This window comes from Halomonas sp. 707D4, from assembly GCF_024158685.1.
In the GTDB taxonomy this organism is placed as follows: domain Bacteria; phylum Pseudomonadota; class Gammaproteobacteria; order Pseudomonadales; family Halomonadaceae; genus Vreelandella.
The window spans coordinates 1-14,873 of the sequence record NZ_JAMZBD010000021.1; the positions used below are offsets into that span (position 1 = coordinate 1).

The 14,873-nt window shown below is 62.1% G+C and carries 14 protein-coding genes and 1 pseudogene; 6 read left to right on the forward strand and 9 right to left on the reverse strand.

What is annotated here, in order from left to right; all coding sequences use genetic code 11:
- The 3 genes from BIS11_RS01905 to BIS11_RS01915 all read right to left on the reverse strand — a co-directional run.
- Positions 1 to 876, reverse strand: an 876-nt coding sequence (locus BIS11_RS01905) for a sodium-dependent transporter (RefSeq protein WP_253585689.1), incomplete at its 3' end; no start/stop codon positions are given.
- Between the two features lie 165 nt (positions 877 to 1,041).
- Positions 1,042 to 1,902, reverse strand: a complete 861-nt coding sequence (locus BIS11_RS01910; RefSeq protein ID WP_253421925.1) for a DUF72 domain-containing protein — start codon at positions 1,900 to 1,902, stop codon at positions 1,042 to 1,044.
- Positions 1,903 to 1,954: 52 nt separating this feature from the next.
- On the reverse strand, positions 1,955 to 2,749 hold the full coding sequence (locus tag BIS11_RS01915) for an IclR family transcriptional regulator C-terminal domain-containing protein (protein ID WP_253421928.1): 795 nt from the start codon (positions 2,747 to 2,749) through the stop codon (positions 1,955 to 1,957).
- 139 nt (positions 2,750 to 2,888) lie between these two features.
- On the opposite strand from BIS11_RS01915, the gene aroQ reads away from it, so the two are divergent.
- A complete protein-coding gene (gene aroQ, locus BIS11_RS01920) occupies positions 2,889 to 3,338 on the forward strand; it encodes a type II 3-dehydroquinate dehydratase (RefSeq protein ID WP_253421947.1) in 450 nt (149 codons plus the stop codon).
- Here the strand turns inward: aroQ and BIS11_RS01925 are convergent.
- The 6 genes from BIS11_RS01925 to BIS11_RS01950 form a co-directional block, all read right to left on the reverse strand.
- Entirely contained in the window at positions 3,335 to 4,285 is a 951-nt protein-coding gene (locus tag BIS11_RS01925) for an AEC family transporter (RefSeq protein ID WP_253421931.1), read from the reverse strand. The two genes, aroQ and BIS11_RS01925, sit on opposite strands and share 4 nt — an antisense overlap.
- 84 nt (positions 4,286 to 4,369) lie before the next feature.
- Complete coding sequence (locus BIS11_RS01930) at positions 4,370 to 5,242, reverse strand: shikimate dehydrogenase (RefSeq protein ID WP_253421934.1); 873 nt, start codon at positions 5,240 to 5,242, stop codon at positions 4,370 to 4,372.
- Positions 5,239 to 7,125 (reverse strand): bifunctional sugar phosphate isomerase/epimerase/4-hydroxyphenylpyruvate dioxygenase family protein, encoded by a 1,887-nt coding sequence (locus tag BIS11_RS01935; protein ID WP_253421935.1) that lies wholly within the window; start codon positions 7,123 to 7,125, stop codon positions 5,239 to 5,241. The genes BIS11_RS01930 and BIS11_RS01935 overlap by 4 nt, the downstream gene beginning before the upstream one ends.
- A 100-nt stretch (positions 7,126 to 7,225) precedes the next feature.
- On the reverse strand, positions 7,226 to 8,491 hold the full coding sequence (locus BIS11_RS01940) for a TRAP transporter large permease (RefSeq protein WP_253421937.1): 1,266 nt from the start codon (positions 8,489 to 8,491) through the stop codon (positions 7,226 to 7,228).
- Entirely contained in the window at positions 8,488 to 8,985 is a 498-nt protein-coding gene (locus BIS11_RS01945) for a TRAP transporter small permease (RefSeq protein WP_253421939.1), read from the reverse strand. Before BIS11_RS01945 ends, BIS11_RS01940 begins: the two co-directional genes overlap by 4 nt.
- Positions 8,986 to 9,072: 87 nt before the next feature.
- Positions 9,073 to 10,107: a DctP family TRAP transporter solute-binding subunit gene (locus BIS11_RS01950; protein ID WP_253421941.1), complete on the reverse strand. Its 1,035-nt coding sequence runs from the start codon at positions 10,105 to 10,107 to the stop codon at positions 9,073 to 9,075.
- A gap of 164 nt (positions 10,108 to 10,271) precedes the next feature.
- On the opposite strand from BIS11_RS01950, the gene BIS11_RS01955 reads away from it, so the two are divergent.
- The 5 genes and pseudogenes from BIS11_RS01955 to BIS11_RS01975 all read left to right on the forward strand — a co-directional run.
- Positions 10,272 to 10,937 (forward strand): TetR family transcriptional regulator, encoded by a 666-nt coding sequence (locus BIS11_RS01955; RefSeq protein WP_253421942.1) that lies wholly within the window; start codon positions 10,272 to 10,274, stop codon positions 10,935 to 10,937.
- A 121-nt stretch (positions 10,938 to 11,058) separates the two neighbouring features.
- Entirely contained in the window at positions 11,059 to 12,387 is a 1,329-nt protein-coding gene (locus tag BIS11_RS01960; RefSeq protein WP_253421943.1) for an adenylosuccinate lyase family protein, read from the forward strand.
- A gap of 185 nt (positions 12,388 to 12,572) precedes the next feature.
- On the forward strand, positions 12,573 to 13,391 hold the full coding sequence (locus BIS11_RS01965) for a CoA transferase subunit A (protein WP_253585690.1): 819 nt from the start codon (positions 12,573 to 12,575) through the stop codon (positions 13,389 to 13,391).
- Positions 13,391 to 14,164 carry a CoA-transferase subunit beta gene (locus tag BIS11_RS01970; protein WP_253426767.1) on the forward strand — a complete coding sequence of 258 codons (774 nt, stop codon included), beginning with the start codon at positions 13,391 to 13,393 and terminating at the stop codon, positions 14,162 to 14,164. Before BIS11_RS01965 ends, BIS11_RS01970 begins: the two co-directional genes overlap by 1 nt.
- Before the next feature lie 10 nt (positions 14,165 to 14,174).
- Positions 14,175 to 14,873: pseudogene (locus BIS11_RS01975) on the forward strand (3-oxoadipyl-CoA thiolase); the annotation flags it as partial.

Consider the following 14,873-nt stretch of genomic DNA (forward strand, 5'->3'; position numbering starts at 1 on the left):
GATCAGCCCCGGACCGCTGGAGGCATCGAGCCCGTTGGCGAAGACGATCGGGAAGATCGCCAGCCCCGCCAGCAGCGCGATGACGGTATCCAGCACGATGACCGTGCGCGCGGTGCTCAGAAGGTTCACGTCCTCGCCCAGGTACGAGCCGTAGGCCATCATGATGCCCATGCCGAGCGACAAGGTGAAGAAGGCCTGCCCCATGGCGGCCAGCATGACACTACCGTCGAGCGCGCCCCAGTCCGGGCTGAACATGAAGGAGAACGCCTCGCCGAAGAAGCCGCTCGTCGCGCCATAGCCCACCAGTATCAGCAGCAGCACGACCAGCAGCGGCATCAGCACGCGGGCGGCGGCTTCGAGGCCCTTGGTCACCCCGCGCGCAACGATGCCCACGACCAGCACCATGAACAGCGTGTGCCAGATCAGAAGCGTCTCGGGATCGCCCAGCAGGCCCTCGAAGGCGGCGCCGCTGGCGTCGGCATCCTGAGCGGTGAACGAACCCATCACCGAACCCAGGGTATAGTTGAGCGACCAGCCGCCGATCACGCTATAGAAGGAGAGAATCAAGAACGCCGCCAGTACGCCGCTGACGCCCACCAGCGCCCAGCTGCGGCTGCGGCCATGGCGCGTGGCGAGGTCCGCCATGGTATTGATCGGGTTCTTCTGTCCGCGCCGGCCGATCATCCACTCGGCGACCAGAATCGGCAGGCCCACCAGCGCCACGCACGCCAGGTAGACCAGAACGAAGGCGGCGCCGCCGCTCTCGCCGGTCAGATAGGAAAAGCGCCAGATATTGCCCAGGCCGACCGCCGAGCCCGCTGCCGCCAGCACGAAGCCCATACGCGAGGACCACTGTGCGTGTGCCAGTTTTGCCATACATCACCTAAAGTTTTCGGATTGTCATGCGCCGTATGCGCCGCTGCACGCCCTTCGATACAAGACGCGGCGGCGAAAGTACGCGCAATTTATATGAACGCTCCACGCCTTGCCAGTGACACTTTGGCTAGGTCGAGTGAGGTTAAACGTAAAAGCAGAGGCGTATCAGAAGAGTGACGTCTGGCTTTCACCGGGGAAATCGTCAAGTGATGGCAGAACGATACGCTCACGCAGCGCCTCGTAAAGCAGCCGCGCCATCTGCGGGGATTCGCGGTTGTCGGCGGTATGCACAAATAAGAAAGGGGTTTTCCCCTGATTTATCCACAGGGCGATCCGCTCGATCCAAGGGGCGAAATAGCCGCTATTGATGGTCTTGTCAATATGGCCGATGAAACGCACGATCGGTCGATTCGCCGTCGAGAGCACGTGCAGCGGGAGTCTCGGCTTTTCGCCCTGCGCCTTGATGAGCCCTTCATGATGGCCAGCCGGGGTCGAGAACACCGGGCGTACGTCGAGCATGACCCGGTCTACGCCGTGAGTTATCAACAATTGGTTGAGCGCCTTCTCGGCCGCATCCTTGGCAAAGAATGCCGGATGGCGCACTTCGACCGCGCAGGGCAGCTCACTCGGCCACTGGCGCAGCAGCGCCTCGAGCCGAGGCAGCTCGTCCGGCTCGAAATCCCGCGGCAGTTGCACCATGGTCGGCCCCATCCGATCGTGCAGCGGGGAAAATGCCTCCAGAAACGCCCACGCTTCATCCAGCCGGGCCAGGCGCTGCTCGTGGGTGACCCGGGCGGGAAGCTTCAGGCAGAACCGGAAGTTGCGCGGCGTTTGGCGCGCCCAGGCGGCGATGGTCGCAGGCTTCGGCGCGCCGCTGTAGAAGGTGGTATTGCCCTCGACGCTCGAGAACACCGCGGCGTAGTCGCTGAGCAGATCGGTCTTCGCGTGGGGCGGGTAGAGCGTGCCCTGCCAATCCGGGTTGGCCCACATGGGCAGGCCCAGGTAGAGAGGGTGGGTCGTTAACATTGACTCGCCAGATAAAGCATCACGTTGTGAGAATAACGATCAGAAGCGATATTCAGCTCGTAATCGTAGCGCGGATCTGTGCCGCTTTTTCCTGAAGAAGCGGTAGATACTCCTGAAGCAGCGTATCCATGTCTATGCGAGCTGCATTCGTGCTGATGTTAATGGCTCCAAGCAGTTGCCCGGTCGCATTGAAAGCCGGTACGGCAAGTGAGCGTAGGCCAGAATCCAGTTCCTGGTCAGCGATCGCGTAGCCTTGCTGGCGAACGGTATGAATTCGCTTTCTGAGCGACTCTTTATCAATGAGCGTTTTATCAGTGTGGCGCTCCAATGAAATGCGCTCTATATAGGCGTCGAGAGCTGGCTCCGATAGTTGGGCCAGCAGCACGTGACCCATGGAGGTATAAGCCGCAGGCAAACGAGTCCCGATAGAGAGTGTGATGGCCATCAGGCGATGCGGAGCGGCTGATCGCGCAATATAAATGACCTCATCGCCTTCGAGTTGCCCAAGGGAAGAGGATTCTCCGGTCTGAAGGGTAATATCTTCCAGAAACTGTTGGATGACGCTACGATAATTGTTCGCAGAAAGAAACGCATAGCCCAGCTGTAAAACCTTTGGTGCCAGTTCGAAATAGCGCTGATGCTTTCGAACGTAGCCTAAAGCGTGCAGTGTAAGCAGAAAACGGCGCGCCTTGGCCCGGTTCATGCCGGTACGCGCGGCGACCTCGCTCAAGGTCATGCGCGAATGGGCGTCGTCAAAGGCGAGAATGACGTCTAGCCCGCTGGAGAGGGCGGAGACGAAATCACGGCTGTCCGACGTGAGCGTATCTTCCTGTAAAGCGTCTTTCATAACGAATCATTGACCGATGGGCGCGCAGTTGAAACCCTGAATCTAACACGATGTTCGAATAGCGAACAATTATTCGATCGTTTTGGGCGCTGTATTCGCTGACAGTATCGTCATGCTTCACTAACGAAGAGCCCTTTTGATGAAACAGAAAAAAATTACCGTATTACACGGGCCGAACCTCAATCTTTTGGGCACTCGCCAGCCCGAGATCTACGGCGCCGACACGCTAGATAACGTGAACAACCGGTTGAGCGAAGCGGCGCTGATGGCCGGCTGGGAGGTCGTCTGCTTTCAAAGTAACCATGAAGGCGCCTTGATCGATGCGATTCACGCCGCCCGTCTGGACGGAACGCACGCGATCATCATCAACCCGGCGGCCTATACCCACACATCCGTTGCCATTCTCGATGCGCTCAACGCGTTCGAGGGCACTGTGTTCGAGGTGCACATCTCCAACGTTCACAAGCGCGAAAGCTTTCGCCACCACTCCTATGTGTCGCTGCGCGCCGACGGCGTCATCGCCGGGCTCGGCACACACGGGTACCGGGCCGCGCTCGACGCCATCATCAAAAGCGAAGACGCCTCTTAGAGCGCCAGCGACGGGGTATGCAGCAGCAGCGCGATGATCAGGCTCAGCGTGACAAACGATGCCACCGTCGCAGTCAGCATGGCCGCCGCGCTCATGTCGCCCACACCATAGCGCTGGCCGAACAGCGGATAGATGCTGATCATCGGCGCCGAGGCGAATAAAACGGCGCCGACGATGTACACCGGGTCGATGCCAGGTATCACCAAAAAGGCCGCGAGTACCGCCAGCGGATGGATCAGCAGCTTGCCGATCACGATCAGGCTGACGTGCCGGGTCTGCCCCTTGAGCCTCAAGCCGAACAGCGCGCCCCCGATCACGAACAGCGCCGCCGGCCCCGCTGCCTCTGCAAGCATGTCGACCGCCTTGGCCAGCGGCGCCGGCAGTAGAAGGCCAGAGCCTGCAAGGCTCAATGCGATCGCAAGCCCGACCAGTACCGGATTTTTGATCAGATTGAGCGCGGTTTTCTTGAGCGTCGTGGCCAGCCGCCCGCTGCGCTGGCTCGCCATTTCCGCCAGAACAAGCGCGGTGGGAATGATCAGCAGGTTCTCGACCATCATGTTCAGCGCCAACAGCACCGCCGCTGGCGAGCCGATGACCATCGCCGCTACCGGGTAGCCGATGAATCCGCTGTTGGCCGCCGCCATGCCAAGCGCCTGCATGGCCCCAGCCGCCAGGTTCTCGCGTTCGCGCCGCAAGCTGATCAGAAGCCCCAAACCGAACACCAGCGCCGACGCCAGCCCGTAAGCCACCAGGTAGTTGAGCTGAAGGATGTCGCCCAGCGGCTGCTGATTGAAAGCGCGTATTACCAGCGCCGGCAGCGCCAGGTAGAGCACGAAAATACTCACGCCCTGCATCTTCTCGGCACTCATCAGCCGGCTACGTCTGGCGACATAGCCAGCACCGATCAATAGAAAGATAGGCGTTGTGATCGCAAGAATGGCGAGCATGGAGATCCTTGTCGGCCCGTGAAGCACATGTTCGTTTCACTCGCTGCCAGGTGTATCCAGCTCATTCTGGGACCGAAAGGCGTCTCAAGAAGCTGCCGACGGGGTCACCAGTCGGTCGATATAGTGCTGGCGCAGTGAAATGACGTGCGCATCGATACTATCAGCGCTCAGCCGATCCGCGGTAAAGAAGCGAAACGCGTCCACGCCCTGAAAGACGAAAAGCTCGACCCCGGATAGTACGTCGGCGCCCGCTTGAGTAGCGGCGTTTAAAAACTCGGTATGCGCGGGCACGTACACGGCGTCGAACACCCAGTGGCCCCCGTGGAGACCGGAGGTGTCGATCGGGCAGCCAGGGTGGTTGATATGGCCGATCGGCGAGCAGTTGACCACGCCTTGGAAGCCAGAAAGCTCAAGCTCGGCCTGATCAAACGAGAGGCAACCGGCGTTAATGCCCATGGCGTTGAGATCGCGCGCCAGGCTTTCACCTCGCTCAGCATCGCGCTCCAGCACATGAATGCAGGTGGCGCCCACCTCACCCAGCGCGCAGGCCACCGCCCGGCCCACGCCGCCGGCGCCGATCAACAGCACCTCGCCGGCGGGGCGCTCCCCAAACGAGTGGCGGTAAGCGCTGATGAACCCGGTGTAGTCGGTATTTTCCGCCCGCAGACCACCTTCCTCGAACAGCAGCGTGTTGGCGGTGCCCACGCGCTTGACGCCTTCACCGCGAATATCGGCCAATTTCGCGGCGCGCTCCTTGAACGGGAAGGTGACGTTGGTGCCGCGGTAGCCTTCGCGGCGCAGCGTTTCGATGGCGCCAGGAAAGTCGAAGTTCTCGACGCCGCGGCTATCCACCAAGTCGTAGCGAACCGCCTCATCGAGCGCCGCGCCCAAGCGAACGTGCAAATCCGGCGACTGTGACTGGGCGATGCCTTCGCCCACCAGACCGAGCTTGATCATGCGTGATGTCCTTTCGTGTCATCAGAAGAGACCGGGGGCTCGATGGCGTCGATTTCGGCGTCCAGGCGCTGCTGTGCGGTCACGCGCACGAAGGCGTTCGGCGCCCCGAGTCCCTGATAGCCGTCGCGCTGCACCAGCTCGAAGAAGAACGCCTTGCGCTGTGTCTGGGCGTAGAGCTGATGGAAATCGCCGCTGCTGTCCTGGTCGAACAGCACGTCGTGGTCCTGTATCCACGCAAGCGTCTGCGCCGGCAGTTCAAAACGCGCGTTCAGGTCGCGGTAGTAGTTGCCGGGAATCGGCAGGGTAGGCGTGTTTGCCTCGTGCAGCGTGGATGCGGTCTCGCGCATCGAGCGGGTGCGCAGGGCGACGTGATGAATACCGGAGCCGCCGTACTGGCGCACGAAGCGGTTGCTGGCGGTATCTGGCGAGGCGCTGGCGTTGAGCGCCAGCCGAAAACGCCCGTCGTGGTTCTGCAGCACCTGGCTCTGGATGAGCCCGCGCGGGTCGGTCACGTCGAACGACGGCGTGATCTCAAGCGCAAAGATGGCGCGATACTGCAGCATCAGCGACAGGTAGTCGTGATAGGAGAGCGCCACGCTGATGTGGTCGATATCGACCAGCGCGTTTTGCGGCACCGGCGCGACATCGACGGTGAATTCGCGATCCCAAGTGCGGCTGAGCTGGGAGTCGTCGATGATGTAGGAGAGGCTACCGTCGACGTTGCGCAGCGCGCTCATGCGATGGCTCGAACCGACATCCTCGGGCTCGACGATAGCGTAGCCCAGCTTGTCCGCCCGCTTGAACGCCTCGTAGGCGTTATCCACCTTCAGGCCGATGGCGGTGATCGCGGTGGCGTCGCGCCCGGGTACGCGTCCGGTGAAGTTAGACTCGGTGTTGAGGACCAGGTTCACGTCCCCCGCGGCCCAGCGTTCGGCGCCCAGTGTATGGTGGCGCCCCACGCAGGCGAGCCCCATCGCGCCGAGTTCGTCACGCAGCGGGGCGAGATCCCCGGGCTCGACGGCGATCTCCAGAAAGGCCACCGACGCGATCGGCTGCGGCGCGGGTATGCCACTGTCGGTCTGCATGCTGCGCAGCAGGTGGTAGGAGCGCACCCCGTCGCGGGCGGTCTGACTGCTGTGCCCCATGCGAAAGACGTCGTTGAAGATCTCGTGGGAGAGCGGGCCGTCGTAGCGGGTCTCCTCGAGCATGGCCATGAACGCATCCATTTGAAGCTCGCCCTGGCCCGGGAAGCAGCGGTAGTGACGACTCCAGGAGAGGTGATCCATGGAAAGCCTGGGCGCATCGGCGGTCTGGACCAGAAAGATCCGGTCGCCCGGGATGCGCCCGATAGTGCCAAGCTCGGTCTGGCGCGAGAAGATATGAAAGGTGTCCAGCACCAGCCCCACGTTTGGGTGGGCGGCGCGGCGCACCACTTCCCAGCTGTCACGGTAGTCGTGGATATGGCGCCCCCAGGCCAGCGCCTCGAAGGCGACGCGCAGGTCGCGTTTGGCGGCGCGCTCGCCAAGCTCACGGTAGTCGTCGGCGGCCCGGCTCAGCCCCGGCAGTGAATCCGGACGGGTGGTGCTGCAGGCCATCAATAGATCGGTGCCCAACTCCTGCATCAGGTCGAACTTGTGCTCGGCGCGATCGAACGCCTGCTGCCGGGCCCGGCCCTCGAGGCCCTCGAAATCGCGAAACGGCTGAAGCGTGACCAGCCTGAGCCCACGCGAGCGGATCAGCTCGCCGGCCTCCTGGGGGGAGCCGGTGAAGGCGGTGAGGTCGTTCTCGAAGAGTTCGAGGCCCTCGAAGCCGGCCTCGGCGATGGCGTCGACCTTCTCTTCGAGCGAGCCGCTCAGGCACACCGTGGCGATGGACGAATACATGACAACACGCTCCTTGCAGTCGAAAAAACAGCCGTCGAACACTCAGTGGCTAAAACCCAGTTGTTTAAGCCCCGGCGCTGGAAAATCGGCCGCTCATGGATCAATAGCCAAAGAGTCTTGGCAGAAAAGTGACCAGCGTCGGCACGAAGGTGATCAGCAGCAGAATCAAAAACTGCACGAACAGCATCGGCAGAATGCGCCGGATGATCGCGCCCATGCCAACGCCGGAAACCGAATCGGCGACGAACAGGCAAAGCCCCATGGGTGGCGTGATAAGCCCCATCATCAGGTTGAAGATCACCACGATGCCGAAGTGCAGCGGGTCGATCCCCAGCGCCATGGCGATCGGGTGAAGGATGGGCACCAGCACCAGAATGGCGGCGATCCCTTCCAGAAACAGCCCGACGACCAGCAGCAGCGCGATCACTGCGAGCAGGAAGGTCCACTGGGTATCGATGCTCATCAGCGCCCACTCGGTAAGCATGTTCGGCACGCGCTCGAAGGTCAGCACCCAGTTGGCGGCGGCGACGGCTCCCATGATCACCATGATGACGGCGCTATCGCGCATGGCGCGGGCGAAAATCGCCGGCAGATGGGTGAGCTTGATGTTGCGATAAAGCATCACACCGAGAAGCAGCGCGTAGACCACGGCAAAGGCCGCGGCTTCGGTCGGGGTGACGATGCCGGCGAGAATCGCGCCGACCACGAACACCGGCATCAGCGCAGGCAACAAGCCGTGCAGCAGAGCATGGCGGCGCGACTGCTGTTGCGTCTTCGAGGCGCCAAGATCACCGGCGAAGAAGTAGACGTAGATCGAAAGCCCCAGCGCCAGCAAAAGGCCGGGTACGATACCGGCTAGAAAGAGCCCGGGTACCGAGACACCGGAGACCGTCAGCGCATAGATGATGACCGGAATACTTGGCGGAATGATCGGGCCGATGACCGAGGAGGCTGCGGTGAGCGCGGCAGCGAAATCCCGAGGGTAGCCCTCTTTCTCCATCGACGGAATGAAGACCCGCCCGAGCGCCGAGGTGTCGGCGATCGCCGAGCCGGAAAGCCCGGCAAAGATAACCGAGGCCCAGATATTGACGTGTGCAAGCCCAGCCTTGAGCCGGCCGAAGATGGCGCTGGCCAGGTTGATGATACGGTGGGTGATGCCCGCCTCGTTCATCAGCTCGCCGGCGAGTATGAAAAGCGGAATCGCCAGCAGTGGAAAGGACTCCATGCCGCCGAAAAACTGCTGCGACACGATACGAATGTGATAGGGCAGATCGCCGGTGCTCATCAGCACCGTCAGCGTACCCAGAATGGCGAAGGCGAACGGCACGCCTAACAGCACCAGCGCGACCAGTAGAACGAAGATCATGGCGCTGTCTCCTCACCGGCGGGCGCGGTCAGGCGCAGTCCGGTCATGACCAGAGCGGAAAGGCTCAGAAGCCCGCCGCCCGCCAGCATGGAGGTCTGAAACAGCCACATTGGCATGCCGGTGCTCGCCGAGGTGCGGGTGCCTCGGGCGTCGATGAACTCAATGGCCGAAACCACCAGCGCGATGCCCACCGCCAGCACCACCAGGTCGATCACAATCGCCTGCCAGCGTAGCCACCGCGGCGGCAGCAGGCGGCGAATGAGGTCGAAGCCGATGTGCTTGTCCTGCAGATACGCCCAGGCCATGCCGAACATCAGCCCGTAGATCATCAGGTAGATGGCGGTATCCTCGCCCCAACTGATAGAGCCACCATAGGTGTAGCGCGCGAAGGCGTTACCCGCTACCAGTAGAAAGATCAAAATCATGGCAAGACCGGCGAGTCCGGCGTTGAACAGGATCAAGCCACGTTGCAGTCGAGCGAGAAGATGAGACATGGGAGCACCTTCAAACGGAGGTCAGGCACACGAGACGACGAGCGAGCCGACCCCGGCCCACTCGCGAAACGTCTTGTTCAGGTTGGGTTAGAAGCGCGCGGAAGCCTCGTTCACCGCCGATGAGAGGCGGTCGATCCACACGGCGTCATCGCCTAATCCCTCCCGCAGGTACGCCTGTACCGGCGGCTGAGCCGCTTCGCGGAAGGCCTCCAGCTCTTCGGCGGTGGGCTGGGTAACCTCCATGCCCTCTGCTTGCAGCTTGGCGATGCCCTCGGCGGAGTTGAACTGCTGGATTACGCGGCCGGTATTTCCTGCCACCACGGCGGCGCGTTTCACGGCAGCCTGTTCTTCCTCGGTCAGCGACTGGAAAATCTCATCGTTTATCAAGAGATGATCGACGCCGTACACGTGGCCGTCCAAGGTTAAGTAGTCCTGAAATTCGTAGAAGTTGTTGCCGTAGATCACCGAAATGGGGTTTTCCTGGCCGTCGATCACGCCGGTGGCCAGCGCTGTAGGCACCTCACCCCAGGCGATGCCCTGCGGTTCCGCACCCAGCGCGCGCACCAGTTCCAGATAGAGCGGAATGGTCTGTACGCGAAACTTCAGCCCCGCCATGTCCTCCGGCGAGCTGATCGTGCGCACCGAGTTGGTGAAGTGACGAAAGCCGGTTTCGCCGTAGGCCAGAGTGCGAAGGCCAGTCTGCTCCAGGCAGTGCTCGGCAAGTGCAGTGCCGAACTCGCTGTCCATCACTGACCACGCCACCGGAGCGGACGGGAAAGCATAGGGAATATCCGTCACCGCTACCGCCGGGCAGAAACTGGCGTAGGCACCGGAGACCATGGCGATACTGATAGTGCCGTCCTGAGCGCCTTCGATCAGCTCGGTTTCACCGCCAAGGGAGCCTGCCGGGTAAAGCTCGACGGTCAGGTCCGTTTCGGCCTCCACCAGATTTTTGAACACCTGAGCGGCCGCCCCTTTCTTGGATGTGGCCCAGTCGTCCGGGTCGACGTGGGCGAAGCGCAGTGTCTGAGCGCTCGCCTGGGCGGTGGCGATCATCACGGCGGTGGTGATGGCTGCGGTCAGCGAATGTTTCATGAGAGGGTGTTTCAGGCGTGACGACATTGTTGTTATCCTCTAGAAGGCGTATTGAGGTAGCAGGAGAGCCGCATTTAGCGGCATTTCAAAGCTGCCTTGGCTGTTTTAAAAAAATGTACGAAATGGTACGTTCAGTCAAGCAATGGCATACTAGACAAAAGATTAACCATGACAATAAAAGGCTCCTTTTCATGACAGCTTCCTCTACCGGTGCGGGGTCGATCGAATCAGGGCGCCAGCGTAAAAACGATCCGGAATCCGTACGTGCCGACATTCTTGCAGTAGCTACGCAAGAGTTCTCCGCAAATGGTCTTTCCGGCGCCCGTATCGACGAGATCGCCGAGAAAACCCGCGCTTCGAAGCGGATGATTTATTACTATTTCACGGACAAGGACACGCTTTATCGTCATACGCTGGAAGCGGCGTATCAAAAGGTGCGGCTCCAGGAGGCCGAGCTTGAACTCGACCATCTCGCTCCACTCGACGCCTTATGCACCTTAGTGCGCTTCACTTTTCGCCATCATGCCCAACACCCTGATTTCATCCGTTTGGTCATGATCGAGAACATCCACCATGGCCGCTTTCTGGCTCAGTCTTCACTCATCCAGTCGCTCAATGCGGGTGTGATCGATGTGTTGACCCGGGTATATGGCCGGGGTGTGGCGGCTGGCTTGTTTCGAGATGGGTTGGAGCCGCGCGAGCTGCACTGGTTGATCAGCGCGCTATCATTTTTCAACGTCTCCAATCAGCACACTTTTTCGCGCATCTTCGACTGGGATCAGCAGGCGCCGGAGAATCAGCAGAAACTCGAAGATCACGTTACGGACATGGTGCTGCGCTATGTTAGCCACGACTGAGCGATGAACACGGACCGCCGCTGCTGACTGAAACCCGGTTCCCGCTGCCTAGGGTATGGTTCGAATAGCGAACATATGTTCATATTCGCTTCAGTAACCGCTGATCTAGGAGAGCGACGCCATGCCCGCAGAATTTTTCAAGCACCCCTTCATGAGTGACCGCGCCCTGAGCGCGTGCGACGCAAGCGCCATGGTCGAGGCCATGCTGGCCTTCGAGCTGGCGCTGGCCGAGGTTCAGGAAGCAAGCGGCGCGGTGCCCGACGGCGCGTCCTGGCGGATGCGCGAGCAGCTCGAAAGCGCCCCCTTCGATATGACGACAATCGCCCAGGGCATTGCCACCGGCGGTAACTTGGCGATCCCCTTCGTCAAGGAGAGTCGCGCCGTCCTGCCCGAGTCGCTCAAGCGCTACTGGCATCAGGGCGCCACCAGCCAGGACGTGGTCGATTCAGCCTTGATGCTGGTGATCAAGCCGCGCCTTGAGGCGCTCGATGCACTGCTTTTGCGCTGTCGCGCCGCCGCTATCACGCTAATGGAAGAACACGCGCACACCCCTATGGTCGGGCGCACGCTGATGCAACAGGCGCTGCCCATCACCTTCGGCGTCAAGGTGGCCCACTGGGCGCTGGGTCTCGAGCAGGCGCGACGCCGACTGAGCGGACTCGAGTTACCGGTACAGTTTGGAGGCGCCGTCGGGGTGCATTCGGGCTGGGGCGCCCAGGGGCTTGATTGGATGGACGCCTTGGCGAAGCGTCTGGGGCTCGCTACGCCGGTGCTGCCCTGGCACACCGATCGCCAACCGATTCAGGCACTGAGCGCGGCGCTTTCCCAAACCGCCGGAGCGCTGGACAAGCTGGCGCTAGATATATCGCTTTTGACCCAGACCGAAGTGAGCGAAGTTGCCGAGCCTGCTGCCCCGGGCATGGGCGAATCCTCCTCTATGCCTCACAAGCGCAATCCTGTGCGCTGCGCGCTGATTCGCGGTGCCGCCCGGCAGGTTTACGGCCACGCCAGCGTGCTGACCAGCGCCACCGCTCAGCCACTGGAGCGGGGCCTGGGCGAGTGGCACGCCGAGTGGGCACCGCTGGTTGAGAGCGTGCTGTTCGTCGAAGGCGCGCTCGAACAGGCTGTCACGCTGCTCGAGGGTCTGGAGGTTCACTCCGAGGCCATGCGGCGTAATTTGGCCGCAACAGGTGGTGGCATCATGGCCGAGCCGGTAGCCAGGCTGCTGGCACCGGTGCTGGGGCAGGGTAGCGCCAAACGCGTTGCCGCCGAAGCCGCCGAGACAGCTCGCCGAACAGGAAGTACCTACGCCGAGGTGCTGGCCGATTACCCGGAAGTGGCCCGGGGCGTCAGCGCTGACGAACTACGAAAAGCGTGCGATCCCGCCCTATACCTTGGTAGTAGCGCAGCACAGCTGGCGCGTGCCAAACAGTGGCTCCTTAAATATTAAATAGTTGAAAAAACAATAAGTAAGATTCTCCCTGCGGTGGCCGTCTCGAAAAGGGTGGTCCGGCCAAGCCGGTGGGCCCATTTGACGGTCAATCGCTTGCGAAGTAACTTGTTCGTATAAAGAATCTATGTTCGTTATACGAACAATCAGCGTGTTTCAGTTACTTCTCGTCAAGAGGCAATCAAATGGCCGAGTTCCTCAGCCTGCATGACGCGGTAGCCCGTTTTGTCGAAGACGGCGCGACCGTGGCCATGGAAGGCTTTACCCATCTCATCCCGTTCGCGGCGGGCCACGAAGTGATTCGTCAGCAAAAGCGCGATCTCACCCTGATCCGCATGACGCCGGACATCATCTATGATCAGCTGATCGGCGCCGGCTGCGCGCAAAAGGTGATCTTCTCCTGGGGCGGCAACCCGGGCGTGGGCTCGCTTCACCGCCTGCGCGACGCCGTCGAGAAGGGCTGGCCGCACAAGGTCGAGATTCTCGAGCACAGCCACGCCGCCATGGCCTGCGCGTTCGAGGCGGGGGCGGCGGGCCTGCCGCTGGCGGTGCTGCGCGGCTACGTGGGAAGCGAATTGCCCAGCGTCAACGACCAGATCAAGTTCATCGAGTGCCCGTTCACCGGCGAGCGGCTGGCGGCGGTGCCGTCGGTGCGCCCGGACGTCTCGATCATCCACGCCCAGCGTGCGGACCGTCAGGGCAACGTGCTGGTCGAAGGCATCGTCGGCGTGCAGAAGGAGGCCGTGCTGGCAGCCAGACACAGCATCGTCACGGTCGAGGAGATCGTCGACGATCTGGACACCCACCCCAACGCCTGCGTGATTCCCGGCTGGGCGATCAGCGCCATCGTCGTCGCCGAGAAGGGCGCGCTGCCGTCCTACACCCACGGCTACTACGGGCGCAGCAACCGTTTCTACAAGGAGTGGGACGCCATCGCCCGCGACCGCGATACTTTCACCCAGTGGCTTGACGACAACGTGCATCAAACAGGGGAGAGCGCCTGATGAGTCTCGAATACACCTCTTCCGAAATGATGACCGTCACCGCCGCCCGGGCGCTGGAGAACGGCTCGACCTGCTTCGTGGGCATCGGCCTGCCCTCGGAAGCCGCCAACCTGGCGCGGCTGACCCACGCCCCGGACGTGGTGCTGATCTACGAGTCCGGCACGCTGCAGACCAAGCCCAACGTGCTGCCGCTCTCCATCGGCGACGGCGAGCTTGCCGAAACCGCGCTGACCACCGTGGCGGTGCCGGAGATGTTTCGCTACTGGCTGCAGGGCGGCAAGATCGACGTCGGCTTTCTGGGCACCGCCCAGATCGACAAGTACTGCAACCTCAACACCACGCTGATCGGCGACTACCGCGAGCCCAAGGTGCGCCTGCCCGGCGGCGGCGGGGCGCCGGAGATCGCCACCAACGCCGGCGAAGTGTTCATCACGCTCAAGCACTCCAGCCGCGCGTTCGTGGAGAAGGTCGACTTCGTCACCACCCTCGGCTTTGGCCGAGACGGCAAGGGCCGCGATAACGTGCCCAACATCGGCAAGGGGCCGACCCGGGTGATTACCGACCTGTGCGTGATGAAGCCGGACCCGGAGACCAAGGAGCTGGTCGTCGTCTCGCTGCACCCGGGTGTTTCCCGCGAGCAGGTGCAGGAGGCCACCGGCTGGGAGATCCGTTTTGCCGAGCAGCTGGAGAGCACGCCGGAGCCCGGCGAGAACGAGCTGACCATTCTGCGCGAACTGAAAGCGCGCACCGATCGCGCCCACGCCGGCCAGTAAGGAGCCCACCATGAGCGATGTCTATCTGTGTCACCCTCGCCGTACGGCGATCGGCCGCTTCGGCGGAACACTCGCCCCGGTACGTCCGGACGATATGGCCGCGACGATCTTCAAGGCGGTGCTCGCCGAGGCGCCGCAGCTCGACCCGGCAGCCATCGAGGAAGTCTTCATGGGCTGCGCCAACCAGGCCGGCGAGGACAACCGCAACGTGGCACGCATGTCGTCGCTGCTGGCGGGCCTTCCCTCCAGCGTGCCCGGCACCACCATGAACCGCTTGTGCGGTTCCGGCATGGATGCCGTGGGCACCGCGTTTCGCGCCATCAAGGCGGGTGAGATGGCGCTGGCCCTGGCCGGCGGCGTGGAGTCGATGTCCCGCGCGCCTTACGTGATGGGCAAGGCCGACAGCGCCTTCTCTCGTGGTCAAGCCATCGAGGACACCACCATCGGCTGGCGCTTCGTCAATCCGCTGATGAAAAAGTCCTTCGGCATCGACTCCATGCCGGAAACGGCGGAAAACGTCGCCGAGCAGTTCGGTATTTCCCGGGAGGATCAGGACGCCTTCGCACTGCGTTCCCAGCAGAAGGCCGCCGCTGCGCAAAAGGTCGGCCGCTTCTCCTGCGAGATCACCGCCATCGAGATTCCCCGGCGCAAGCAGGCACCGCTGGTGTTCGATACCGACGAGCACCTGCGGGAAACCACCCTCGAGAAG

Coding starts and splice junctions, on each gene's coding strand:
- BIS11_RS01910 (WP_253421925.1), bottom strand. CDS start 1,902: ATGTTAACGACCCACCCTCTCTACCTGGGCCTGCCCATGTGGGCCAAC.
- BIS11_RS01915 (WP_253421928.1), bottom strand. CDS start 2,749: ATGAAAGACGCTTTACAGGAAGATACGCTCACGTCGGACAGCCGTGAT.
- aroQ (WP_253421947.1), top strand. CDS start 2,889: ATGAAACAGAAAAAAATTACCGTATTACACGGGCCGAACCTCAATCTT.
- BIS11_RS01925 (WP_253421931.1), bottom strand. CDS start 4,285: ATGCTCGCCATTCTTGCGATCACAACGCCTATCTTTCTATTGATCGGT.
- BIS11_RS01930 (WP_253421934.1), bottom strand. CDS start 5,242: ATGATCAAGCTCGGTCTGGTGGGCGAAGGCATCGCCCAGTCACAGTCG.
- BIS11_RS01935 (WP_253421935.1), bottom strand. CDS start 7,125: ATGTATTCGTCCATCGCCACGGTGTGCCTGAGCGGCTCGCTCGAAGAG.
- BIS11_RS01940 (WP_253421937.1), bottom strand. CDS start 8,491: ATGATCTTCGTTCTACTGGTCGCGCTGGTGCTGTTAGGCGTGCCGTTC.
- BIS11_RS01945 (WP_253421939.1), bottom strand. CDS start 8,985: ATGTCTCATCTTCTCGCTCGACTGCAACGTGGCTTGATCCTGTTCAAC.
- BIS11_RS01950 (WP_253421941.1), bottom strand. CDS start 10,107: ATGTCGTCACGCCTGAAACACCCTCTCATGAAACATTCGCTGACCGCA.
- BIS11_RS01955 (WP_253421942.1), top strand. CDS start 10,272: ATGACAGCTTCCTCTACCGGTGCGGGGTCGATCGAATCAGGGCGCCAG.
- BIS11_RS01960 (WP_253421943.1), top strand. CDS start 11,059: ATGCCCGCAGAATTTTTCAAGCACCCCTTCATGAGTGACCGCGCCCTG.
- BIS11_RS01965 (WP_253585690.1), top strand. CDS start 12,573: ATGGCCGAGTTCCTCAGCCTGCATGACGCGGTAGCCCGTTTTGTCGAA.
- BIS11_RS01970 (WP_253426767.1), top strand. CDS start 13,391: ATGAGTCTCGAATACACCTCTTCCGAAATGATGACCGTCACCGCCGCC.